Annotated in this window: 20 protein-coding genes; 11 read left to right on the forward strand and 9 right to left on the reverse strand. The window is 57.5% G+C overall.

The window, feature by feature from the left end; translation table 11 throughout:
* Positions 1-10 precede the first annotated feature (10 nt).
* The 4 genes from fhuC to hrpB form a co-directional block, all read right to left on the reverse strand.
* Positions 11-805: a Fe3+-hydroxamate ABC transporter ATP-binding protein FhuC gene (gene fhuC, locus HFD94_RS18455; protein ID WP_060679487.1), complete on the reverse strand. Its 795-nt coding sequence runs from the start codon at positions 803-805 to the stop codon at positions 11-13.
* 39 nt (positions 806-844) lie between these two features.
* Positions 845-3,049, reverse strand: a complete 2,205-nt coding sequence (gene fhuA / locus HFD94_RS18460) for a ferrichrome porin FhuA (RefSeq protein ID WP_167433366.1) — start codon at positions 3,047-3,049, stop codon at positions 845-847.
* 199 nt (positions 3,050-3,248) lie between these two features.
* The gene (gene mrcB, locus HFD94_RS18465; RefSeq protein ID WP_010671853.1) at positions 3,249-5,789 is read right to left on the reverse strand and encodes a bifunctional glycosyl transferase/transpeptidase; all 2,541 of its coding nucleotides are present in this window, start codon (positions 5,787-5,789) and stop codon (positions 3,249-3,251) included.
* A 98-nt stretch (positions 5,790-5,887) separates the two neighbouring features.
* Complete coding sequence (gene hrpB / locus HFD94_RS18470) at positions 5,888-8,371, reverse strand: ATP-dependent helicase HrpB (RefSeq protein ID WP_167433367.1); 2,484 nt, start codon at positions 8,369-8,371, stop codon at positions 5,888-5,890.
* Between the two features lie 36 nt (positions 8,372-8,407).
* On the opposite strand from hrpB, the gene thpR reads away from it, so the two are divergent.
* From thpR to panD, 9 genes are all read left to right on the forward strand, one after another.
* A complete protein-coding gene (gene thpR / locus HFD94_RS18475) occupies positions 8,408-8,965 on the forward strand; it encodes an RNA 2',3'-cyclic phosphodiesterase (protein ID WP_010671851.1) in 558 nt (185 codons plus the stop codon).
* On the forward strand, positions 8,943-9,647 hold the full coding sequence (gene sfsA, locus HFD94_RS18480) for a DNA/RNA nuclease SfsA (RefSeq protein WP_050679564.1): 705 nt from the start codon (positions 8,943-8,945) through the stop codon (positions 9,645-9,647). The genes thpR and sfsA overlap by 23 nt, the downstream gene beginning before the upstream one ends.
* A gap of 247 nt (positions 9,648-9,894) precedes the next feature.
* Complete coding sequence (dksA, locus tag HFD94_RS18485) at positions 9,895-10,350, forward strand: RNA polymerase-binding protein DksA (RefSeq protein WP_010254035.1); 456 nt, start codon at positions 9,895-9,897, stop codon at positions 10,348-10,350.
* Positions 10,351-10,423: 73 nt separating this feature from the next.
* On the forward strand, positions 10,424-11,302 hold the full coding sequence (gene gluQRS, locus HFD94_RS18490) for a tRNA glutamyl-Q(34) synthetase GluQRS (RefSeq protein WP_010254032.1): 879 nt from the start codon (positions 10,424-10,426) through the stop codon (positions 11,300-11,302).
* A gap of 86 nt (positions 11,303-11,388) precedes the next feature.
* The gene (pcnB, locus tag HFD94_RS18495) at positions 11,389-12,807 is read left to right on the forward strand and encodes a polynucleotide adenylyltransferase PcnB (protein ID WP_203583884.1); all 1,419 of its coding nucleotides are present in this window, start codon (positions 11,389-11,391) and stop codon (positions 12,805-12,807) included.
* Positions 12,804-13,289, forward strand: a complete 486-nt coding sequence (gene folK, locus HFD94_RS18500; protein ID WP_045140766.1) for a 2-amino-4-hydroxy-6-hydroxymethyldihydropteridine diphosphokinase — start codon at positions 12,804-12,806, stop codon at positions 13,287-13,289. The genes pcnB and folK overlap by 4 nt, the downstream gene beginning before the upstream one ends.
* Positions 13,290-13,372: 83 nt before the next feature.
* Positions 13,373-14,167: a 3-methyl-2-oxobutanoate hydroxymethyltransferase gene (gene panB, locus HFD94_RS18505; RefSeq protein WP_010254026.1), complete on the forward strand. Its 795-nt coding sequence runs from the start codon at positions 13,373-13,375 to the stop codon at positions 14,165-14,167.
* 15 nt (positions 14,168-14,182) lie between these two features.
* Entirely contained in the window at positions 14,183-15,037 is an 855-nt protein-coding gene (gene panC / locus HFD94_RS18510; RefSeq protein WP_089414561.1) for a pantoate--beta-alanine ligase, read from the forward strand.
* Positions 15,038-15,084: 47 nt separating this feature from the next.
* Entirely contained in the window at positions 15,085-15,465 is a 381-nt protein-coding gene (gene panD, locus HFD94_RS18515; RefSeq protein WP_010254022.1) for an aspartate 1-decarboxylase, read from the forward strand.
* A 65-nt stretch (positions 15,466-15,530) separates the two neighbouring features.
* Here panD and HFD94_RS18520 read toward each other — a convergent pair whose 3' ends face one another.
* The 3 genes from HFD94_RS18520 to HFD94_RS18530 form a co-directional block, all read right to left on the reverse strand.
* The gene (locus HFD94_RS18520) at positions 15,531-16,544 is read right to left on the reverse strand and encodes an acyltransferase family protein (RefSeq protein WP_010671846.1); all 1,014 of its coding nucleotides are present in this window, start codon (positions 16,542-16,544) and stop codon (positions 15,531-15,533) included.
* Positions 16,545-16,968: 424 nt separating this feature from the next.
* A complete protein-coding gene (locus HFD94_RS18525) occupies positions 16,969-17,739 on the reverse strand; it encodes an ABC transporter permease (protein WP_010254018.1) in 771 nt (256 codons plus the stop codon).
* Entirely contained in the window at positions 17,736-18,665 is a 930-nt protein-coding gene (locus HFD94_RS18530; protein ID WP_010671845.1) for an ABC transporter ATP-binding protein, read from the reverse strand. The genes HFD94_RS18525 and HFD94_RS18530 overlap by 4 nt, the downstream gene beginning before the upstream one ends.
* A 108-nt stretch (positions 18,666-18,773) precedes the next feature.
* Here HFD94_RS18530 and can point away from each other — a divergent pair, with 108 nt between their 5' ends.
* Positions 18,774-19,430, forward strand: a complete 657-nt coding sequence (gene can / locus HFD94_RS18535) for a carbonate dehydratase (RefSeq protein WP_029519477.1) — start codon at positions 18,774-18,776, stop codon at positions 19,428-19,430.
* Positions 19,431-19,510: 80 nt separating this feature from the next.
* Here the strand turns inward: can and hpt are convergent, their stop codons facing one another.
* Positions 19,511-20,047, reverse strand: coding sequence for a hypoxanthine phosphoribosyltransferase (hpt, locus tag HFD94_RS18540; RefSeq protein ID WP_010254010.1), 537 nt, complete (start codon positions 20,045-20,047; stop codon positions 19,511-19,513).
* 235 nt (positions 20,048-20,282) lie between these two features.
* Here hpt and HFD94_RS18545 point away from each other — a divergent pair, with 235 nt between their 5' ends.
* A complete protein-coding gene (locus tag HFD94_RS18545) occupies positions 20,283-21,566 on the forward strand; it encodes a cystathionine gamma-synthase family protein (protein ID WP_022625436.1) in 1,284 nt (427 codons plus the stop codon).
* Here HFD94_RS18545 and cueO read toward each other — a convergent pair whose 3' ends face one another.
* Positions 21,567-23,165, reverse strand: a complete 1,599-nt coding sequence (gene cueO, locus HFD94_RS18550) for a multicopper oxidase CueO (RefSeq protein WP_045140768.1) — start codon at positions 23,163-23,165, stop codon at positions 21,567-21,569.
* Between the last annotated feature and the right edge of the window lie 133 nt (positions 23,166-23,298).

The raw sequence follows: 23,298 nt of genomic DNA on the forward strand, positions 1-23,298 counted from the left end.
CATCCTCTCCTTAACAGACAAAACTGACCGGCGCGCCGCCCTGCGGGTGCGGTAAAATGCCCATCGGAATGCCATAAATTCCACCGAGCACCTCAGGCTGCATAATCGCCTCTGCGTCACCTTCGGCAATCATCGCGCCCTGACGCAGTGCCACCAGATGATCGCAGTAGCGTGCTGCCATATTAATATCGTGCAGCACCGCAATCACGGTTAAGCCGCGCTGCTGGCTCAGCGCTTTTATCAACGCCAGCACCTCAACCTGATGGGCAATATCCAGTGCCGACGTCGGTTCATCCAGCAGCAGACAGCGGCTGTTCTGCGCCACCATCATCGCCAGCCAGGCGCGCTGACGCTCGCCGCCCGACAGGCTATCTACCAGCCGTCCGGCAAAGGCATTAAGCCCGACCTGGGCAATCGCATCCTCTACCCGGTCGCGATCTTCCTGACCAAAGCGCCCCAGCGCGCCGTGCCAGGGATAGCGGCCAATCGCCACCAGTTCACGCACCGTCATCCCTTCGGCTGCCGGTAACTGCTGCGGCAGATAGGCTACCTGACGGGCAAAGGCTTTGCTGTTCCAGCGCCCGACGGGCTGCTGATTCAATAGCACCTCTCCGCTGCTGGCCGCGTGGTGACGACCCAGCATTTTTAACAGTGTTGATTTGCCCGAGCCGTTGTGACCGATCAACCCGGTCACTTTCCCCGGCGGAAAAGTCAGCGACAGTGGCTGAAGGAGAGTCCGGCCCGGCACTTCAAAACTGGCGTTTTTCAGCGTAAAGGTCGCCTCTTCTGCGTGCGGATGCGGCATGGTTATCCCTGTGAACGGGCGCCGAAGCGCCCGGTTAAATCAGAATCTGAAGGTCGCGGTGCCGACAATCTGGCGCTCCGCACCCCAGTAGCAGGCGTATTCACGATAGCAGCTGGCGACGTAGTCGCGGTCAAACAGATTGTTGACGTTGACGCCCACAGTCGAACCCGGCAAACCGAAACGACCCAGATCATATTTCAGCGCCGCATCCACCGTGGTGTAACCGGCAACTTTAAAGTTCTGGTTCTGCTCAGTGCCAGTGCTGTAAAGGCCCTGACTCTCACCGACATAACGCACACCCGCGCCGATCGTCACGCCTGACAAAGCGGTTTCGTGGAAGGTGTAGTCGCTCCACAGTGAGGCCATATGTTTCGGCACCTGCACCGGTGTTTTGCCTTTGAGCTGGGTGTCTTCGGTATATTCCGCATCGGTGTAGGTGTAGGACGCCGTCAGGTTAACGTTGGCATTCAGCGCCGCTTTAGCTTCCAGCTCTACGCCCCGTGACCGGATTTCACCGCTCTGAACGCTGAAAAAAGCTCTGTTTGGATCGGGATCGGCAGTCAGGTTCTTGGTTTTGGTCAGCTGATAAAGCGCGGCGGTGAGCACCACCGGACGATCTTTCGGCACATACTTCACGCCCGCTTCATACTGCTTAGCACGTGACGGATCAAATGCCTGACCCTCATAGGTCGAACCTGCATTCGGAATAAAGGCTTCGCTGTAGCTGAAGTAAGGCGCGATGCCATTATCAAACACATAGTTCAGGCCGCCGCGCCAGGTAAAGGCCTGATCGTTCTGGCGATCAACGCTATCCGCTACCCGATCGTAAACCGAGTTCATGGCATAGTCGTAGCGGCCACCCAGCGTCAGCACCCAGCGGTTCCACTCCATCTGGTCCTGAGCATAGAGGCCGGTCTGACGCTGTTTGTTGAGATGCTGATAAGGATCGGCAAATGGCGTTACGCTGTTATCACCATATTGCGGATTAACCGCATTCAGGCTGGAGGCAGTGCCAAACTGTGCGTCGATATCATTGCGGGTACGCTGGAAGTCCACGCCCAGCAGCAGCGTATGATCAACCTGGCCGGTGGCGAATTTCGCCTGCGCCTGGGTATCGACCGCCAGTTGGTTAAGCTTCTCTTCTGAAACCGCCGAACCGCGCGTGATTTGCTGAGTCTCCGGCAGGAAACCATTGCCGTAAATGCTGCGGTAATCGGTGCGCAGGTCGGCATAACGCAGGTTCTGGCGCAGCGTCCAGGTGTCGTTAAAGCTGTGCTCGGCGTTATAACCGACCATTTTGGTGTTGCGTGAAATCTTGTTGCTCTGCTCGCCTTCATCAAAGTTGGTTGGCAGTTTGTACTGGCTGCCATCAGCGCGGGTGATCGGTACCACCGTGCCCTGACGCGGCAGCCAGCCGTAATAACCGGTTTCTGGCTCGTTCTGGAAATAGGTCAGCAGGTCAATGCGGGTGCGATCGTCGGGACGCCAGCTGAAAGCCGGTGCGATGGTGTAGCGCTTCTCTTTGTTCATCGCCTGCTGCGCATCCTGACTGCGCGCCTGGCCGGTCAGGCGATAGCTGTAGACGCCGTCGTCGTCCAGCGCGCCGCCAAAGTCAAAGCCGGTCGAGAAGAGGTTATCGTTGCCCATCTGGAACTGCACTTCGCGCAGCGTTTCCTGGGTCGGACGCTTACTCACCAGCGAGACCACTCCGCCGGGATTGCTCTTACCGTAGAGCACCGAAACCGGGCCGCGCAGCAGTTCAGCGCGTTCCAGGAAGTAAGGATCGATGGCAAACTCAGAGTAGTTGTCACCCTGCAGTTTCAGACCATCCAGATACTGATTGGTGTTGGTTTCGCTGAAACCGCGAATCGACAGCGCATCAATCACGTCTGAGCTGCCCCGGTTACCGGTCAGCACGCCAGGCGTGTAGTTAAACGCCCCTTTCACGCTGGTTACGTTACGCATCTCCATCTCTTCACGGGTGACCACGGAGATGGACTGCGGATTTTTTTCAATGGGGGTATCAGTTTTGGTCCCGGTGGCGCTGCGTTTCGCTGCCACGGTGGGTGCCGGTCCCCAGGCGCTTTCCGCCTCGACGCCGCTGCCGCCATCAGCCGAGACGACCATCGTCTCCGCCTGCGCGGCGTAAAGAGAGGAGCTCAGGCTCAGTGAGATCATGATGCCCAGAAGCGGTCGGGAAAATGTTTTTTTGGTATTGTCAGAAAAAGTCGTTCGCGCATTCATAAAAGTGTCTCTTAACAATAGGCTCAGGCAGGCGAATCGAAACGATAATGATTATTATAACGCTTAGATAATATGCGAAATTCAGCAGGCACTGCAAGAAGAAATCCCAGTAGTGACGCCGTTTGCAGGCCGATTGACGCGTATTGATCAGGAACAAAAAAAGGGCGCCGAAGCGCCCTTTTTAACCTGTCTGACTGATTTATTTGCCAAACATATCTTTTATCCACCCTGCTACGCCGTCGCTATCTTTCTGCTCCTGCTGTTGCTGGGCCGGTTGTTGCGGCTGCTGCTGCTGCTGTTGTTGCTGCTGCTGATCGAAGAGCTGTTGTTGCTGCTGAACCTGCTGCTGCTGTTGCTGACACAGCGCATTCGGATCCAGCGCCCATACCGGCAGAGAACGCCAGGTGCTGCTGCCCGTGCCGCAGACAAAGTTACCGGCAGAATCCACATTCATCAGCGACACATCTTCCGGTGGCGTCAGCTGTAACGGCATCGGGGCCTGAATGTCCAGGTAGCGACGGTAGAGCTGCATCGCGCCGCTGGCACCATAGAGTTTGGTCGGCTGGTTGTTATCGCGTCCCACCCAGGTGATCGCCACTTCTTTACCATCAATACCGGCAAACCAGCTGTCCACCAGATCGTTGGTAGTACCGGTTTTGCCCGCCAGATGCGCATTCGGGAAACGTGCGCCCAGTGCACGGGCGGTACCGTGGTCAGCCACCTGTTGCATGGTGTAGAGCGTCAGATAAGCGGCCTGCGCCGGCTCAACACGCTGCGCCTGCGGATAGCTCTGATAGAGCACGCTGCCATCTTCCGCAATCACCGAACGCACCGCTGACAGCGACGCGCGGTTGCCGCCGCTGGCAATCGACTGGAACGCCTGAGCCACTTCAACCGGTGTCAGGTTTAAAGCACCCAGCAGCATCGATGGCACCGGATGCAGCTGCTCTTTTGGCACGCCCAGCTTGTTCCAGGTATCCACTACCGCATCCAGCCCCAGCGTCATACCGAGGTTTACGGTCGGCACGTTCATTGAGTTGGTCAGCGCATCCACCAGCATCACTTTGCCGCTGAAGCGACGATCGTCGTTCATCGGTTTCCAGATGCTGCCGTTTGGCTGTTTCAGCGCAATCGGCTCATCGGCGATCCAGCTGTTCAGCCGGTAGCTGTTTGGCTGGCTCAGCGCGGTCAGGTAAGTCGCCGGTTTCGCCAGTGAGCCGATAGAGCGGCGTGCCTGCAGCGCGCGGTTGTAACCGGCATACTGTGGATCGGCACCGCCGACCATAGCGCGGACTTCGCCGCTGAAACGGTCAACCACCACCATCGCGGTTTCCAGATCTTTCAGACCACGCTGTTTTTTCAGCGTCGGAATGCCATCGATCACCGCCTTTTCGGCCGCATCCTGCGACACCGGATCCAGCGTGGTGAAGATTTTCACCCCGGAGAGATCTTTCACCTTGTCGCCCAGTTTTGCCTGAAGCTCGTTACGCACCATCTGCATAAAGGCCGGCTGCGGCGTAATCACGCCGCCTTTCGGCTGCACACCCAGCGGACGGGCCGACAGCATGTCATACAGCTCCTGGTCGATCACTTTCTGCTGCTGCAACAGGCGCAGCACGAGGTTGCGTCGTTCCAGCGCCAGTTTCGGGTTACGCCACGGATTATAGAGCGACGCGCCTTTCACCATGCCGACCAGCATCGCCTGCTGATCCAGACTCAGCTCATCAACCGGACGGCCAAAGTAGTAGAGGCTGGCCAGCGGGAAACCGCGGATCTGATCGCTGCCAGCCTGACCGAGATAGACCTCGTTCAGGTAGAGCTCCAGGATGCGATCTTTGCTGTAGCGCGCATCCATGATCACCGCCATGTAGGCTTCACGCGCTTTACGCCACAGCGAACGCTCGTTGGTGAGGAACAGGTTCTTCACCAGCTGCTGCGTCAGCGTACTGCCGCCCTGCACCGCTTTCCCGGCCGTGATGTTCGCCAGGAAGGCGCGGCCGATGGAGTAAGGGCTGATGCCATCATGCTCATAGAAATGGCGATCTTCGGTGGCGATCAGCGTATCGACCAGCAGATCCGGGAAACCGGCGCGCGGTACGAAGAGTCGCTGTTCACCGTTCGGCGACTGCAGCATGGTGATCAGGCGCGGATCGAGGCGGAAAAAGCCAAAATCACGACCGGTTTCGAGGTTTTTAATCTCGCTCAGCTCATCTTTACTGAAGCTCATGCGCGCGTGGATCTGCCCCTCTTTACTGTCGGGGAAATCAAACGGGCGACGCAGCAGATCGATGGTATTGCCCTTCACCGAAAACTCGCCAGGGCGGGTAATACGGGAGACTTCGCGATACTGAGTACCTTCCAGCAGCGCCACCATTTCACTTTTGTTGTAGGCCATGCCGGGTTCCAGGCTGACCATGCGGCCATAGACGGTGGCGGGCAGTTGCCACACTTTACCGTCAATCCGGCTGCGAATTTCCGAGTCGAGGTAGATGCCCCACGCGGCCATGACCACCACAAACACCAGGAACAGTTTGATTACCCATCCCAGCCAACGGCGTTTGCCGCGCGGCGGTTTTCCACCTTTACCTTTACGTGGCACCGGCGCTTCCTCCTCGTCATCATTAAAATCGTCCTGATCGATATCCTGTTCGATATCCCTGCGTCGTCCCCGGCCCGCACTGCTGCGCGGCGGCAACGGTTTACCTTTGCGCCCTATTGGTTCGCGATCGTTCCCAGACATTACTTTTCTTCTCCAGGCAGTGCTTACGGCAGCGCCGCTACTCTAACTGCTTTCTCGCGTGCCGCATGGCAGAACCCTCTGAATTCGATCCAGCGGACTCAACCCTGCGGGGACATTTTTTTGGTTCGCCTTGTTGGCAAGGCGGTGGCCGGATCCTCGGGCCAGGGATGTTTAGGATAACGTCCCTTCATCTCTTTCCTGACCTCCGGCCAGGCACCGCGCCAGAACGCCGCCAGATCGCGGGTGATCTGCAACGGGCGCTGGGCGGGCGATAACAGCTCCAGCACCAGCGGAATACGTCCTTCCGCTACGGTGGGATTCTGCGCTTCGCCAAACATCTCCTGAATCCTTACCGCCAGCGCGGGCGGCTTCTCCGCATCGTAGCGGATTGGCAGCCGGCTTCCGGTGGGCACAGTGTAATGAGTTGGCAGCACAGTATCCAGCCGCTGACGCTGTGACCATGTGAGTAAATGTAAGAGTGCCGTGGTCAGGTTCACCGCCTGCAGGCTGCGGAGATCGCGTACCGCTGACATCTGCGGCAACAGCCACTGCGACAGGCTCTCAAGCAGGGTTTCATCGTCGGTCACGGGCCAGCTCTCTTCCGGCAGCCACCGGGCCGCACACTGGATGCGCAGGCGCAGCTGTTCGGCCTCCGGCGTCCAGCCCAGTACCGACAGACCTTTTTCGGCGATCCAGCGCAGCATGGCCGCGTGCAGCACCTCCGGTTCCGGGCGCGCCATCGGCTGGGTTTTCAGTATCAGCGCGCCAATCTGCTCACGTCTGAAAGCACGCAGCGTGCCTTTCTCTTCGTCCCACTCTACTTCGGTCCGGCGCTCAATCAGGGCGGGCTGCTGCTGGCACAGCGTTTCAATATCGACCGGCAGTGCCAGCAACATCCGGGCATCCGGTGTGGCACTGCCCTGCAACAGAGCAGGCGCAATCAGCCATTCATTACGCGTCAGGCCATCCTGCTCATCGAGTCTGGCGCCCAGCCCGTTGGCCAGCTGATAGCGACCACTCTGATCGCGTCGCCGCGCCAGCCGATCGCCAAAGCCCACCGCCAGCAATCCGGCGAAACGATCTTCATCGATGCGCCCGCCACGGATTTTAAGCCGCTGCTGCCACTGCTGCGCCCGCCGCTGCCATTGCGCCTGCGGCCGATGCAGCGCATCACGCAGGTCGGCGCTGCCGCTGCGGAGAGGATCTTCCAGAATCGCCACCAGCAGCGCGGCGCTGGCGACCGCATCCGGCTCATCGCCTGCGGCACACAGTATGGCGGCGAGTCGGGGATCGCATCCCAGCTGCGCCATGCGCCGTCCCAGCGTGTTGAGCAGGCCGTTGTTGTCCAGTGCTCCCAGTCGGGTCAGCTGCTGCTGCGCCGCATCCAGATTTCTGGCGGGCGGCAGATCCAGCCACTGCAGCTGTTGCGGCTGGGTACAGCCCCACTGCAGCAGATCCAGCCACAGTGACGAGAGATCGCTGTTAACGATTTCCGGTTCGCTCTGCGCCGCCGCTCGTGATGCCTGCTCCTGCGGCACCAGATGCAGGCAGAGTCCCGGCATCAGTCGCCCGGCGCGACCCGCTCGCTGGATCATCGATGCCTGGCTGATTCGCTGGGTCTGCAGACGCGTCACGCCGCTGCGGGCGTCAAACAGAGCGCTGCGTTCCAGCGCACTGTCGACCACCAGCCGAATCCCCTCAATGGTCAGGCTGGTTTCGGCGATATTGGTGGCAAGCACCACTTTGCGGCGGCCGTCGGCGGCAGGCAGAATTGCCCGGCGCTGCGCCGCCAGCGGCAGTGCGCCATAGAGCGGCGTCAGATCAACGTCGTCACTGATGCGTGATTCCAGCTCGCGCTTCACCCGTTCGATCTCCGCCACACCCGGCAGAAACAGCAGCAGCGAACCGCTCTCATCCCGCAGCAGCTGGGCGACTTCACGCGCGACCGCCTCTTCAAAACGCACATTCTGATTCAGTGACGCGTAACGCCGCTCAACCGGATAGCTGCGCCCTTCTGAGACGATCAGTGGCGCATCCGGCAGCAGCGCCGCCAGCCGGGCGTTGTCCAGCGTGGCGGACATCAGCATGATTTTAAGGTCGTCGCGCAGCCCCTGCTGTACATCAAGCAGCAGCGCCAGCGCCAGATCGGCCTGCAGGCTGCGCTCGTGAAATTCATCGAGGATCACCAGCGACACGCCTTCCAGCATCGGGTCGTGCTGAAGCATGCGCGTGAGCATGCCTTCGGTCACCACTTCCAGCCGGGTCTGCGGCCCGACGCAGCTTTCGCCACGCATCCGGAATCCCACCGTGCCACCCGGCTGCTCGCCGAGTTGCTCCGCCAGCCGCTGCGCCACATTACGCGCCGCCAGCCGACGTGGCTCCAGCATGATGATCCGTCCTGGCAGCGCCGCCTGCTGTAACAACTGCAGCGGCAGCCAGGTCGATTTGCCTGCCCCCGTGGGCGCGGCCAGCAGGATTTGTGGGGCGTCACTCAGCGCCGCCAGGATGTCAGGCAGCACCGCGCTGACCGGTAAATCGCTCACAGCAAACTCCGCTTCTGCCTGTGCTAAGATGGCGCGCATTGTAGCATCCATCCGTGATATTTGCCGGAGAGCGCCATGGCGACACAACGCTTATTTTTTGCCATCAGCCTGCCTGACGAGATGCAGCAAGAGCTGGTGCGCTGGCGGGCCGATACCTTTCCTGCGGAGGCGGGCCAGCCGGTGGTCGCGGCGAATCTGCACCTGACGCTGGCGTTTCTGGGTGAAGTTGCGCCGGAAACCTCACAGCGCCTGCAGACGCTGGCCTCCCGTATTGTGCAGCCCGGTTTTGATCTCGACCTTGATGATGCCGGACACTGGCCGCGCCCCGGCGTGGTCTGGCTCGGCTGCCAGCGCGCGCCACGCGGTCTGTTGCAGCTCGCCAGCCTGCTGCGGGCCCAGGCCGCCCGGCATGGCTGTTACCAGAGCCCCCAGCCGTTTCATCCGCACATCACGCTGTTACGCCACGCCACGCAGCCGGTGACGTTACCGCCGCGCGGCTTTCACTGGCGTTTTCGCGTCTCTACCTTTTCTCTGTTCGCCTCTGAATATGCCCGGGGCCGCACCCGCTATCGCGCCCTGGCTAGCTGGCCATTACATTCTCAGGATCCACATGCACTTCTCTCCGCCCCTTAAACCCGCCCGTCTGATTGCCCGTTACAAACGTTTTTTGGCCGATGTGGTGACGCCAGAGGGCGACGTTCTGACGATTCACTGCGCCAATACCGGCGCCATGACCGGCTGCGCCACGCCGGGCGATCGGGTCTGGTATTCGACGTCCGATAGCCTGACGCGCAAATACCCCCACAGCTGGGAGCTGACCGAAACGCAACAGGGCCACTGGATCTGCGTGAATACGCTGCGCGCCAACCAACTGGTGGCTGAGGCGCTGAAGCAGGAACGGCTGCCGGCGCTGGCCGGTTATACGCATCGTCAGGCGGAAGTGAGATATGGCACTGAAAAAAGCAGAATTGATTTCCTGCTCAAAGCAGAGGCCCGGCGCAACTGCTATATTGAGGTGAAATCCGTAACCCTTCTACATGAAGGAAAAGGGTATTTTCCGGATGCGGTGACGATTCGAGGACAGAAACACCTGCGTGAACTGGCAACAGTTGCGGCAGAGGGTCATCGGGCCGTTTTGTTGTTTGCCGTTTTGCACTCGGGGATTGAGGACGTTTCCCCGGCACGGCACATTGATGTGGCGTATGCAGAACAACTGGCTCAGGCGCAGCAGGAGGGCGTAGAGGTTTTAGCGTATCAGGCAGACTTATCGGCGGAGGGAATGTTTCTTAAATCGCCGATCAACGTAACCTTGTAATATCTTTTGCAATTTTATGTGTTAAGAATGTTCTGAGCTAAGGGCCAATTACGCTGTTCCTCACAGGCTTGTCAAGGTGTGTTCATGAAGAATTGCCAACCCTGACTGCTTCTGTTATTTATAGCGGCCTGTTTTTTTCCCCAATGGGGGATCGATGTACCCCGCAGACGTCAAATGCAGGCTGGCAGCAAGGCCCCTGCGAGACGAAATTCGAAGGGTATAGTGCGTGTTATCCAGGAGAAGCAACATGCAAGAAGGTCAAAACCGTAAAACATCGTCCCTGAGTATTCTCTCTATTGCTGGCGTCGAACCTTATCAGGTGAAGCCTGGCGAAGAGTATATGAATGATGCGCAGCTGACCCATTTTCGCAAGATTCTGGAAGCCTGGCGTAATCAATTACGGGACGAAGTCGATCGTACCGTTTCTCATATGCAGGATGAAGCCGCTAACTTCCCGGACCCGGTTGACCGTGCCGCGCAGGAAGAGGAGTTCAGCCTGGAGCTGCGTAACCGCGATCGCGAACGTAAACTGATCAAAAAGATCGAGAAGACGCTGAAGAAAGTTGAAGATGACGACTTCGGCTATTGCGATTCCTGTGGCGTTGAGATTGGTATCCGCCGTCTCGAAGCCCGTCCTACTGCCGATCTCTGCATCGACTGTAAGACGTTAGCAGAAATTCGTGAGAAACAAATGGCCGGCTGATGCCGCGTCCAGCCTGTTACCACGCAGTGGAACAACTGCTGTTTTGTCCGCTGCGTGGTCACTTCTGAAACCTATGTCATCCTCCTGTATCGGTCGCTTCGCCCCTTCTCCCTCTGGTGAACTCCACTTCGGATCGCTGATTGCTGCCCTGGGCAGTTACCTGAGCGCGCGTGCGCAAAACGGCGTCTGGCGGGTGAGGATTGAAGATATCGATCCGCCACGGGAAGTGCCGGGTGCCGCCAGCCGTATCCTGCATCAGCTGGAGCACTACGGTTTAGAGTGGGATGGCGAGGTTCTGTGGCAGTCACAACGTCATGAGGCCTACCGTGACGCGCTGGCCTGGCTGCAGCAGCATCGTCAGAGCTATTACTGCACCTGCCCCCGGCGTCGCATTCAGCAGATTGGCGGTTTCTATGATGGTTACTGCCGTGAACGGCAACGCGGACCGGAGAATGCCGCGCTGCGTTTACGCCAGCATGCGCCGGTCTTTGCGTTTGACGATCGTCTGCGTGGCCGTGTGGAGGCGGACAGGCGTCTGGCACAGGAAGATTTTATTATTCACCGCCGTGATGGCCTGTTTGCCTATAACCTGGCGGTCGTTGTCGATGATCATTTTCAGGGCATTACCGAAGTGGTTCGCGGCGCAGATTTGATTGAGCCGACGGTGCGACAGATTGCGCTCTGCCAGCAATTTGGCTGGCCGGTGCCTGACTGGCTGCATCTGCCGCTGGCGCTTAACCACGATGGTCATAAGTTGTCGAAGCAGAATCATGCACCTGCGCTGCCGGATGGCGATGCCAGACCCCTGTTGGTGGCGGCGTTACGCTTCCTCGGACAGCCGGTTTCAGGCGGCTGGCAGGACTTAACGCAGGACAAACTGCTGTCTGATGCGGTGTCGCAGTGGAATATCGCTTTGATGCCGCAAGAGAACGCCCTGAAACCGGATGCATAGACAACAGCATTCTCAAACGGTTCTCAACAGGCTATGATTAGCCGCTGATTTTACCTACACCCTAATTGCCACTGTCGAGGTGTCCCATTTTTACCCGAGTAGCTAATTTTTGCCGGAAAGTCCTGAAGCGTGATGAAGAGGAAGCCCCAGCAGAGGTTGAACCAGAGCGTCTGATGACCATCATTCCTCGTGAAAGCCATACCATCTCACGTAAAGACATCAGCGAAAATGCCCTCAAAGTGCTCTATCGCCTGAACAAAGCCGGTTATGAAGCCTATCTGGTAGGCGGTGGCGTGCGCGATTTGCTACTGGGGCAAAAACCCAAAGATTTCGACGTGACCACCAATGCCACGCCTGAGCAGATGCGTAAGTTGTTCCGCAACTGTCGCCTGGTTGGCCGTCGTTTCCGTCTGGCGCACGTGATGTTTGGCCCGGAAGTGATCGAAGTCGCCACCTTCCGTGGACATCATCAGGCGGAAGAGCCGGAAGAGGATCGCAACAGCTCGCAGCGCGCCCAGAGCGGCATGCTGCTGCGCGACAACATCTTCGGCTCTATCGAAGATGATGCCCAGCGACGCGATCTCACCATCAACAGCCTCTACTACAGCGTGGCTGATTTCAGCGTGCGTGACTATGTCGGCGGCATCAGCGATCTCGAACAGGGCATCATTCGCCTGATTGGCGATCCGGAAACCCGCTACCGCGAAGATCCGGTCCGCATGCTGCGCGTCGCACGCTTTGCCGCCAAACTCAATATGAGCATTGCGCCGGAAACCGCCGAGCCGATTCCACGTCTGGCCTCGCTGTTGCGTGATATTCCGCCTGCTCGCCTGTTTGAAGAGTCGCTGAAGATGTTGCAGGCTGGCTACGGCTACAGCACATATCTCAAGCTGTGTGAATATCAGCTGTTCCAGCCACTGTTCCCGACGCTGGCGCGTAACTTCACGGAAAACAGCGACAGTCACATGGAGCGGATGCTGGCGCAGGTGCTGAAAAACACCGATAACCGCATTCACAACGACATGCGCGTTAATCCGGCGTTCCTGTTTGCCGCGATGTTCTGGTATCCGCAGCTTGAAACGGCAGAACGCATTGCGCAGGAGAGTGGCCTGACCTACTTCGAAGCTTTTGCGATGGCGATGAACGATACGCTGGACGAAGCCTGCCGTGCGCTGGCGATTCCGAAACGTATTACGTCGCTAATCCGCGATATCTGGCTGCTGCAGTTACGCATGTCCCGCCGTCACGGTAAACGCGCCTGGAAACTGATGGAGCATCCGAAATTCCGCGCCGCTTACGATCTGCTGGCACTGCGTGCAGAAGTGGAAAATAACCCGGAACTGCTGCGCCTGAGCCAGTGGTGGGGTGAATTCCAGGTGGCTGCGCCGCCGCATCAGAAAAACATGCTCAATAACCTGGGTGACGATCCGGTGCCGCGTAATAAATCGCGTCGTCCGCGCCGCCGTCCTTCCGCACCGCGTCGTGACAACCAGAACGTCTCATGACACGGGTTTACCTCGCGTTAGGCAGTAACCTGGCCGATCCGCTGCATCAGGTTGATGCAGCGCTGACCGCACTGGATGCGTTGCCGCAGACGCAACGCATCGCTACCTCGCCGTTCTACCGCACGCCGCCTTATGGCCCGCCCGATCAGCCCGATTTTCTCAATGCCGCCGTGGCGCTGGAGACCGATCTCAGTGCAGAAGCGCTGCTTGACCATACCCAGCGGATCGAGCAGGAGCATGGCCGGGTGCGCAAGGCAGAACGCTGGGGTCCGCGCACGCTGGATATCGATCTGATGCTGTTTGGCGAGGCGCACATCAACACGGAGCGGCTGATCGTGCCGCACTATGATCTGCTGAATCGCGCGTTTATGCTGGTGCCCCTGCTGGCGATTGCGCCAGACGCCCGCCTGCCCGACGGTCGCGCACTCAGCACAATCCTGGCTGCCCTCGACAGTAGCAGCATCGTGCTGTGGCACGGCTGAGCAGACAAACGCACATCTCTGATTCCGCTCTTTCACGCTATCCAGTAAACTGCGCCCATCAGAATTCCTGAGTTGAGAGCGCCATGAAACCCACCACGATTTCACATCTGCGTCAGGCGAAAGCCAGCGGTAAAAAATTCGCGACCCTGACCGCCTACGATTTCAGTTTCGCCCGCTTGTTTGCCGATGAAGGCATTCAGGTGCTGCTGGTTGGTGATTCTTTAGGGATGACGGTGCAGGGGCATGATTCCACCCTGCCGGTCACGGTCAGCGACATCGCCTATCACACCGCCGCCGTGCGCCGTGGCGCACCACAGGCACTGCTGCTCGCCGACCTGCCGTTTATGAGTTATGCCACGCCACAGCAGACCTTTGACAACGCCGCGCAGCTGATGCGTGCCGGTGCTAACATGGTGAAGCTGGAAGGCGGCAGCTGGCTGGCTGAGACCGTGCAGATGCTGACCGAGCGGGCCGTTCCGGTATGTGGTCATCTGGGCCTGACACCGCAGTCGGTCAATATCTTTGGCGGCTATAAAGTACAGGGCCGGGATGAAGCCGGTGCAGAGCAGTTGCTGGCCGATGCGCTGGCGCTGGAAGCCGCAGGTGCACAGCTGATGGTGCTGGAGTGTGTGCCGGTGTCGGTAGCGCAGCGGATTACCGACGCGCTCACCATCCCGGTGATCGGTATCGGTGCCGGCAATGTCACCGATGGTCAGATTCTGGTGATGCATGACGCGCTGGGCGTGACCGGCGGCCACATTCCCAAATTTGCCAAAAATTTCCTGGCGGAGACCGGCGATGTTCGCGCGGCGATTCGCCACTATATCGCCGAAGTCGAGGCCGGAACCTATCCGGCGGCAGAGCACAGTTTCCAGTAATCCAGGAGAGTCACCGTGTTGATCATTGAAACGCTGCTGATGCTGCGCCAGGAAGTCCGACGCTGGCGCCAGCAGGGTAAACGCATTGCGCTGGTCCCGACCATGGGCAACCTGCATGAAGGTCACCTGACGCTGGTGGATGAAGCACGGGCGCGCGGCGACATCGTGATTGTCTCGATCTTTGTCAATCCGATGCAGTTCGATCGCGCCGATGATTTAGCGCGCTACCCGCGCACGCTGCAGGAAGATTGTGAAAAGCTGAATCGCCACCAGGTTGACGTGGTCTTCGCCCCCTCACCTGCTGAAGTCTATCCGCAGGGCGCGCAGAATCAGACCTTTGTTGAGGTGCCGGTGCTCTCTTCCCTGCTGGAAGGGGCCACACGTCCAGGTCATTTTCGCGGTGTGGCCACTATCGTCAGCAAACTGTTTAATCTGGTACAGCCCGATATTGCCTGTTTCGGTGAAAAGGATTTTCAGCAGCTGGCTATCATTCGTAAGATGGTGGCCGATATGGGCTTCGACATTGAGATTGTTGGTGTGCCTACGGTGCGCGCTAAAGATGGCCTGGCGCTGAGTTCGCGCAACGGCTACCTGACGGCAGATGAGCGTAAGCTGGCACCGGTCCTGAGCCAGGTGATGCATGAGATGGCGACGCAGCTGGAGAATGGCGAGCGTCATATTGACGAGATCATTGAGGCAGCCAGTGAGGCACTGCTGGCGCAGGGATTACGCCCTGATGGCCTGGCGATCTGTGATGCGGAAACGCTGCAACCGCTGACGGTGGACAGCCAGCGCGCGGTGGTGCTGATGGCCGCCTGGCTGGGCAAGGCCCGCCTGATTGATAATCAAACCGTTGACCTGACGCAGTAATTAATCCCGCTGCAGGTTATTTTATTTCTCTGACAAGGTTTCTGGCTATGATTCGCACAGTTCTGCAAGGCAAATTGCACCGCGTGAAGGTGACGCAGGCGGACCTCAATTATGAAGGTTCCTGCGCTATCGATCAGGATTTCCTGGATGCTTCCGGCATTCTGCAATATGAAGCGATCGATATTTATAACGTCACCAACGGTCAGCGCTTTTCCACCTACGCTATCGCGGCTGAGCGTGGCTCGAAAATCATCTCGGTCAACGGTGCGGCCGCCCGCTGCGCCTGCGAAGGCGATATTTTAATTATCTGCTCCTATGTGCAGGTAGACGATGCCGAAGCGCGTCAGTGGCAGCCTAAGGTCGCCTATTTTGAAGGTGACAACCAGATGAAGCGTCTGGCGAAAGCGCTGCCGGTGCAGATCGCCTGATTAAAACCTGATTAAAAAAGGGCCGCCGGTAAAACGGGCGGCCCTTTTTATTTCTGCTGCAGTAATTAAACCGGTTTGGTTGTCATCGGCTTCGATGACTTTTTCATCGTAAAGAGGAAATTAAACCAGCCGCGTTTTCTCATCAGACATAATGTCCACGGTAACGCCAGCGCCACCAGGAACGCCGAAATAAACTTCAGGTCATTTACCCAGGCTGACGGGCTTTCAAACTTCACAATCTTACTGAAGAACTGAATCGCCAGATAATGCGACAGATAGAAGACGATAGAATTGACGCCTATGTAGTAGACCAGTTCAGACTTCAGTTTCAGCGCAATCCAGACAAAGAACGGAACCGATAATAGTGCCAGCGGTGACAATAACGCCTGGGAATGACGCTCCAGTACAAAGATATTCAGGCAGGAGAGCAGCACAAAACTAATTACCGAGATAAACAGCGTTGGGCCATGCTGCACTTTCTCCGCGATATCCACCTGCTTCCTCACGACGTAATCGCCGAGATAGAAGAATACAAACAGATAAAGCGATTTATTGATGTGGGTATTGTCGAAGCTGGCAAACACCCCATCCGCCTCAATCGCTGGCAGCGCCCAGCTCAGCGTCATACAGATGGCAAACACCAGCAGGAACGGCAAGTGACGGGCAAAGATAATCACAATAAAGAAGATAAACAGCGAATGCAGGAACCAGGTCATATCACCGCCACCGGTCAGGTGGGAGAGAATAATATTCATCGGTGATTGCGGCGTATTAGCCATTGAGCTGAACAGGATTTTCAACCCGCCGTAGACTGCAACCCAGACCACAAATGGATAGAGAATACTGCGCACCTTGTTATTAAAAAAAGGACCCAGGCCTTTTCTTAACCCGGCATCGACAAATAAACCCGAAACAAAGAACATCAGCCCCAGCCTTACCGGTGCCAGCATCTCATTTAACAGGCCGCTGAAGGCGGTAAAATGTCCGGCGTTGTTATGTACGGCAATAGTGCTGTGCAAAAAAATGATTGCGAGAATACTCAATCCCCGCAGGTTATCGATCCACGTTATACGATTCATCTTTTCCTGCCTTTGATTAAAAACTGGCCCTGATTCGGTTGCCATTTTTCTTATTAAGAAGACTCTTAGCCTACTCATTCGTCCCTGAGCAGAGGAATGACCTTATTCCGGCGCTATTCTGATAATTCATAATCAAATAAACAACAGCCAGACTTTAAGGCTATTCTTAAAAAATATTTAATAGTTAAGAATCATTCAGATAGCGAAAGATGTCAGAGTATTATCAGATAATACTTAGGGTTATTTTTTGTGAGTAAGGATGTAAGCGAGGCGTCAGGCGGCTTCAGAGGCAAAATATAACGAATGAGGCGGGTTTTAAGGTGATTTTTAAGGCCAGGCAGAACCGTAGTCAGCGTGATTTGCTCTCCACCCAAAAAAAAGCCACGCCCTTATCGCAGCGTGGCCCTTACCATTCAGCTTAACGTCAGGTGCGTAATCCGCGCCCGCGCTGTATCAGCGCATAGACCAGCCAGTAGAACACCAGAATAAAGGCCACCAGCACCGAGAGGGTAAACACCAGCGGCACATCATTAATGCCGAGGAAGCCATAACGGAATCCGCTAATCATATAAACGATTGGATTGAGTTTAGAGACAGCCTGCCAGATCGGCGGCAGCAAACTCAATGAATAGAATACGCCGCCCAGATAAGTCAGTGGCGTCAGCACAAAGGTCGGGATCAGGCTGATATCGTCAAAGGTGCGCGCAAAGACAGCGTTCAGCAAACCTGCCAGTGAAAACAGAATCGCGGTCAGCAGCAGCGTGACCGCCACCATCGTCCAGGAATGCACGTGGAACGGCACAAAGAACAGCGAGATGGCCGTCACCAGAATACCCACGCAGACACCACGCGCCACGCCGCCGCCAACATAGCCGGCAATGATGATGTGGGTCGGCACCGGCGCGACCAGCAGCTCTTCAATGTTGCGCTGGAACTTGGCGCTGAAGAACGACGACGCCACGTTGGCATAGGCGTTAGTGATGACCGCCATCATGATCAATCCCGGCACGATGAACTGCATATAGCTGAAGCCGTGCATTTCACCGATGCGCGACCCGATCAGGTTGCCAAAAATGATGAAATAGAGCGTCATGGTGATGACCGGCGGCACCAGCGTCTGGATCCAGATGCGGGCGAAACGGTTAACCTCTTTGGCCCAGATGCTCTTCAGCGCCACCCAGTAGAGATGTGTCATGCTTTTGCTCCTGTTTTTCCCTGCGTCGTCAGACCCACAAACAGCTCTTCAAGACGGTTGGCTTTATTGCGCATACTCAGCACCTGCACACCCTGCGCGCTAAGCTGGCTGAAGACGCTGTTGAGCCCCTGCTCACGCAGCACTTCCACTTCGAGCGTTGAGGTATCGGTCAGCCGGTACTGGAACCCTTCCAGCGAGGGCAGCGGACTGCGGGGTGCCAGATCCAGGATAAAGGTTTCTGATTTGAGCTTGGAGAGCAGCCCTTTCATTGAGGTGTTCTCCACCAGCTCACCGCTCTGGATGATGCCGATGTTGCGGCACAGCATCTCCGCCTCTTCCAGATAGTGGGTAGTGAGAATAATGGTCGTGCCTTTGGCATTGAGATCTTTCAGGAACACCCACATTGAGCGTCGCAGTTCGATATCCACGCCAGCGGTGGGTTCATCCAGAATCAGCAGCTTAGGCTCATGCATCAGCGCACGGGCGATCATCAGGCGACGCTTCATCCCGCCGGAAAGCATGCGTGCACGTTCAGCGCGTTTTCCCCACAGATCGAGCTGCTTCAGATACTTTTCTGCCCGCTCATTGGCTTCACGACGCTCAACGCCATAGTAACCCGCCTGATTAACGACGATTTGCATCACCGTCTCAAACGGGTTGAAGTTAAACTCCTGCGGCACCAGGCCGAGCTGGCGCTTGGCATTCACCACATCTTTTTCAAGATCGTAGCCAAACACCCGCACGCTGCCCTCGGATTTATTAACCAGCGAACTGATAATTCCGATGGTGGTCGATTTACCGGCACCGTTTGGCCCCAGCAGCGCATAAAAGTCACCCGCTTCAACGTTAAGATCGATGCCCTTCAGCGCTTGCACGCCGCCGGGATAGGTCTTGGTCAGCCGGGAAAGTTCCAGTGCATAAGTCATTCTGCATCCATACCCTGTTTTGATGGCATTGCAATGCCGTTTAAATTTATCAGGCCCTGTCATATAGTACGCGCGCGCACTCTGCGCAGTAACCGGTCGCTCAACACCATGACAGATATCAACACCCTGATCAGAAACAACCGCGAATGGTCAAAATTACTGGTTGAAGAAGATCCCAGCTTTTTTGAGCGGCTCGCCCAGGCACAAAAACCGCGCTTCCTGTGGATTGGCTGTTCTGACAGCCGTGTTCCTGCCGAACGTCTGACCGGACTGGAACCCGGCGAACTCTTTGTTCACCGCAACGTGGCCAATCTGGTGATCCACACCGACCTGAACTGTCTGTCCGTGGTGCAGTACGCTATCGAAGTGCTGGAAGTGGAACACGTTATCGTCTGCGGCCATTACGGCTGCGGCGGCGTGCAGGCGGCGATGGATAACCCGGAACTGGGATTAATCGACAACTGGCTGCTGCACATCCGCGACCTCTGGTACAAGCATAGCGTGTTGCTGGGGGAACTCCCGCCGGATAAGCGCCTGGACAAACTGTGCGAAATCAACGTTATTGAACAAGTCTATAACCTGGGACACTCCACCGTACTGCAATCTGCCTGGAAACGCGGAAAGGATGTCTCCCTGCACGGCTGGGTATACGGCATTCAGGACGGCTGTCTGCGTAACCTTGATGTGACGGCAAACAGCCGGGAGATCCTCGAACAGCGCTACCGCCACGGCATTGCTAATCTGCGGAAGAACGGCGAGGCCTGAGCCGATCGCAGCGTAAAGCGCGGCATAGCCTACACCAGGCAACAGGTGCAGGCCTTGGAAGAATGTGCGGTAGAGCGGTATCAGGATTCCAGCGGCACCACTTTGCCAATATAAGGCAGATGGCGATAGTGCTGAGCATAGTCGATACCAAAGCCCACCACGAACTCATCCGGAATCGCAAAGCCGACATATTCGACGTTCACTTCGACTTCACGGCGCTCTGGCTTATCCAGCAGCGTACAGATCGCCAGGGATTTTGGCTGACGCAGTTGCAGAATCTCTCGCACTTTGCTCAGGGTGTTGCCGGAGTCGATGATATCTTCGACGATCAGCACATCCTTGCCACGGATGTCTTCATCCAGATCTTTCAGGATTTTCACATCACGCGTGCTGGACATCCCGCTGCCGTAACTGGAAGCCGTCATAAAGTCGACTTCATGCGGCACATCGATGGCGCGACAGAGATCAGCCATGAACATAAAGGAGCCGCGCAGCAGCCCCACCAGCACCATATCGCTGCCGCTGTCGCGGTAGTGGTCGTTAATCTCTTTGCCCAGTTCAGCGATGCGCGTGGCGATTGCCTGTTCAGGGATCATCACTTCAACAGTGTGTTTCATTGCGTTCAGCCCGGTTACGTCAGAAAAGCCCCGGAGTCTATCACAGACGCAGCAGCGACGGCTGCGCGGCCCCATAAGCAAACGATTACGTCGCGAAAATTATTACCCGCCGCCTGCGGCTCGCTGAAATGCGCATTACCTTAGAACATTCTGGCATTTACCAGCATGATTCGCTGCATGGTAGCCTTTATCCAACAGATCGTTACCCTACTCGCGCCGCTGGCCGGAGATCACAATGACTTCATCTTCAAGCAAAAAAACGCATATCGGCGACAGGCCGCTGCACCCTGAAACCCAGATGCTGAACTATGGCTACGATCCCCGCCTCTCTGAGGGTGCGGTGAAGCCGCCGGTATTTCTGACCTCGACCTTTGTCTTTGACAGCGCCGAAGAGGGACGGGATTTCTTTGATTACGTCTCTGGCCGACGTGAGCCGCCGGAAGGCAAATCGGGTGGGCTGGTCTATTCCCGCTTTAACCACCCTAACAGCGAAATTGTAGAAGATCGGCTGGCGGTCTATGAGCAGGCGGAGAGCTGTTCGCTCTTCTCTTCCGGTATGGCCGCCATCTCCACTGCCCTGCTGACGTTTGCCCGTCCGGGCGAGGTGATCCTGCATTCCCAGCCGCTGTATGGCGGCACCGAAACCCTGCTTAGCAAGACGCTGCACAATCTGGACATCAAAGCAGTGGGTTTCAGCGACGGCAATGATGAAGTCAAAGTGCGTGAAGCCGCTCAGCAGGCGATGGCCCAGGGCCGGGTAGCGGTGATCCTGATTGAAACGCCAGCGAATCCCACCAACAGCCTGGTTAATATCCGTCTGATGGCGCGTATCGCTGATGAGATTGATCAGCAGCAGGGTTCACGACCGATTATCGCCTGTGACAACACGCTGCTCGGCCCGCTGTTCCAGCAGCCGCTGACGCTGGGCGCTGATCTGTCGCTCTACTCGCTGACCAAGTATGTTGGCGGTCACTCTGACCTGATTGCAGGCGCGGCGATGGGCAGTAAAGCGCTGATGGCGAAAGTACGCGCCCTGCGCAGCGCTATCGGCACGCAACTGGATCCACACTCAAGCTGGATGCTCAGCCGCTCGCTGGAAACGCTGTCGCTACGTATGGAGAAAGCCTGGCAGAATGCGGAAGCGGTCGCGGCGTTTCTGCGCGATCACCCGAAAGTGGCGAAGCTGCACTGGCTGCCCTATCTGGATGCGGAGAGCGCCGAAGGGAAAACTTATCGCGAGCAGTGCAGCGGTGCCGGTTCGACCTTCTCATTTGATATCGTCGGCGATCAGCCCGCTGCGTTCCGTTTTCTTAATGCGCTGTCGCTGTTTAAGCAGGCGGTAAGCCTGGGCGGGACCGAGTCGCTGGCCAGCCATCCTGGCAGCACCACCCACTCCGGTGTTCCGCAGGCGGTGCGTCAGCGTATTGGGATCACTGACGCCACGGTGCGGCTATCGATTGGCATCGAAAACGCCGGCGACCTGATTGAAGATGTGAAGCTGGCGCTGGATCAGGCGTAATCAACTGACGGTAAAGCCCAGCATCATGCCGGTGTCTTCATGCTCCAGCAGATGGCAGTGGGCCATGTAAGCGTGTTCTGCGGCGGCGACATAGTTGAAGCGTACCAGCACTTCACTGCGCCAGCCGTCGACATTCACTATATCTTTCCAGCCCTGCCGGTGCGGGGCTGGCGGTTTGCCGTTTTCTGAAAGAATACGGAACTGGGTGCCGTGAATGTGGAACGGGTGCAGCATCGCATCGCCTTCACCTGAAATCGTCCACTTCTCGTAATCACCCAGCTTCACCGCAAACGACGGCTTCGTCATATCAAAGGCCTGGCCATTAATCTTATTGCCGTTGCGGAAATCGTAACCGGCGGGCGGCGTATTGCCGTGCATGCTGTGATCCATGCTTTCCATAGGCGGCATCGGCTCTGCCGTCGTTTTCTCCTCCGGCGTCTGCGACATCGTGTGATGACCGCCCTTGCCCATCGCTTTCTCGCCGTAGCGCTGCATCAGCGCCTGCATGCCCTGCTGGTCCAGCTGCGGGTCCATCATCAGCTGCAGCCAGCGTGTCGTCAGGCCGTCTGTTGAGGGTAGCGCTGGCAGCGTCGCCAGCTGATCCGGCAGCGTGGCGCTGGCCATCACCCGCAGCGGCAGGATCTGCACCAGCGGCAGCGGCTGGTCAAACGGCGGCAGCGTCATGCCCATCTGCTCTGTCGGCAGCGTCACCAGATCGAAGCTCTTACCATCAGAGGTATCGATCATCACCTCAAAACGCTCGCCCGACAGGATCGGCAGCGAGTCGAGCTTTACCGGCTCGGCCAGCAGGCCACCATCGCTGGCGATCACGTAGAGAGGACGTTTATCACTGGCGGCAACATGCAGCGAACGGGCATTGCAGCCGTTGAGCAGGCGCAGACGCAGCCAGCCGCGCGGCACCGCATGCTGCGGATAGTGCACGCCGTTGGTCAGCATCATATCGCCAAACCAGCCCACCGCGGCGCGCATCACGTCGAGCTGATAATCAATGCGGCTGCCATCTTTGGTCAGTTGCTTATCCTGAAAAATCAGCGGCACATCATCCACACCCCACTGCGAGGGCAAACGCAGCGTTCCGCTCTCTTTATCTTCCAGCAGGATCAGTCCCGCCAGCCCCTGAGCCACCTGATGCCCGGTCTTGCCATGCAGATGCGGGTGATACCAGCAGGTTGCAGCGGGCTGATCGGGCGTAAAAGAGACCTGACGCGAGCCGCCAGGCGCAATCACCGCCTGCGGGCCGCCATCCACTGCGCCGGGGATTTCCAGCCCGTGCCAGTGCAGGGTGGTCGCTTCGCTGAGCCGGTTATGGATGTTCACCGTCACCGGTTTACCACTCTGCATCTTCAGCACCGGCCCCAGCAGGCTGCCGTTATAGCCCCAGGTCGGCACCGCTTTGCCGTTCCACTGGGTGGTACCCTGCATCGCGGTGAGGCTGTAGCTGCCCCTGGCATCGGGTTCCAGCAGAGACGGAATCGGCAGCAGCGGACGGGTGGCTGCCATCAGCGAACGGCTCCAGAGCGGTAATGCTCCGGCTGCACTCAGTGCGGCAGTGAGTTTCAGGAAATGGCGACGTTGCATGGTGATCATCCTTGTGGCATCAGAGCGCACAGCCTAAACCCTGACCTTATGGGAAGGTCAAGTCTTACCCGTACGAATCTGACGAAAAAAAGGCGGTGCAGCAGCCCACAGCGGCAAATTAATCGAAAACCTG

This window comes from Pantoea sp. EKM20T (assembly GCF_011800485.1).
In the GTDB taxonomy this organism is placed as follows: Bacteria; Pseudomonadota; Gammaproteobacteria; order Enterobacterales; family Enterobacteriaceae; genus Pantoea; species Pantoea agglomerans.

Bases quoted from the DNA above. Each gene is read 5' to 3' on its own strand.
- fhuC (WP_060679487.1), bottom strand. From the start codon at position 805: ATGCCGCATCCGCACGCAGAAGAGGCGACCTTTACGCTGAAAAACGCC.
- fhuA (WP_167433366.1), bottom strand. From the start codon at position 3,049: ATGAATGCGCGAACGACTTTTTCTGACAATACCAAAAAAACATTTTCC.
- mrcB (WP_010671853.1), bottom strand. From the start codon at position 5,789: ATGTCTGGGAACGATCGCGAACCAATAGGGCGCAAAGGTAAACCGTTG.
- hrpB (WP_167433367.1), bottom strand. From the start codon at position 8,371: ATGCGCGCCATCTTAGCACAGGCAGAAGCGGAGTTTGCTGTGAGCGAT.
- thpR (WP_010671851.1), top strand. From the start codon at position 8,408: ATGGCGACACAACGCTTATTTTTTGCCATCAGCCTGCCTGACGAGATG.
- sfsA (WP_050679564.1), top strand. From the start codon at position 8,943: ATGCACTTCTCTCCGCCCCTTAAACCCGCCCGTCTGATTGCCCGTTAC.
- dksA (WP_010254035.1), top strand. From the start codon at position 9,895: ATGCAAGAAGGTCAAAACCGTAAAACATCGTCCCTGAGTATTCTCTCT.
- gluQRS (WP_010254032.1), top strand. From the start codon at position 10,424: ATGTCATCCTCCTGTATCGGTCGCTTCGCCCCTTCTCCCTCTGGTGAA.
- folK (WP_045140766.1), top strand. From the start codon at position 12,804: ATGACACGGGTTTACCTCGCGTTAGGCAGTAACCTGGCCGATCCGCTG.
- panB (WP_010254026.1), top strand. From the start codon at position 13,373: ATGAAACCCACCACGATTTCACATCTGCGTCAGGCGAAAGCCAGCGGT.
- panD (WP_010254022.1), top strand. From the start codon at position 15,085: ATGATTCGCACAGTTCTGCAAGGCAAATTGCACCGCGTGAAGGTGACG.
- HFD94_RS18520 (WP_010671846.1), bottom strand. From the start codon at position 16,544: ATGAATCGTATAACGTGGATCGATAACCTGCGGGGATTGAGTATTCTC.
- HFD94_RS18525 (WP_010254018.1), bottom strand. From the start codon at position 17,739: ATGACACATCTCTACTGGGTGGCGCTGAAGAGCATCTGGGCCAAAGAG.
- HFD94_RS18530 (WP_010671845.1), bottom strand. From the start codon at position 18,665: ATGACTTATGCACTGGAACTTTCCCGGCTGACCAAGACCTATCCCGGC.
- can (WP_029519477.1), top strand. From the start codon at position 18,774: ATGACAGATATCAACACCCTGATCAGAAACAACCGCGAATGGTCAAAA.
- hpt (WP_010254010.1), bottom strand. From the start codon at position 20,047: ATGAAACACACTGTTGAAGTGATGATCCCTGAACAGGCAATCGCCACG.
- HFD94_RS18545 (WP_022625436.1), top strand. From the start codon at position 20,283: ATGACTTCATCTTCAAGCAAAAAAACGCATATCGGCGACAGGCCGCTG.
- cueO (WP_045140768.1), bottom strand. From the start codon at position 23,165: ATGCAACGTCGCCATTTCCTGAAACTCACTGCCGCACTGAGTGCAGCC.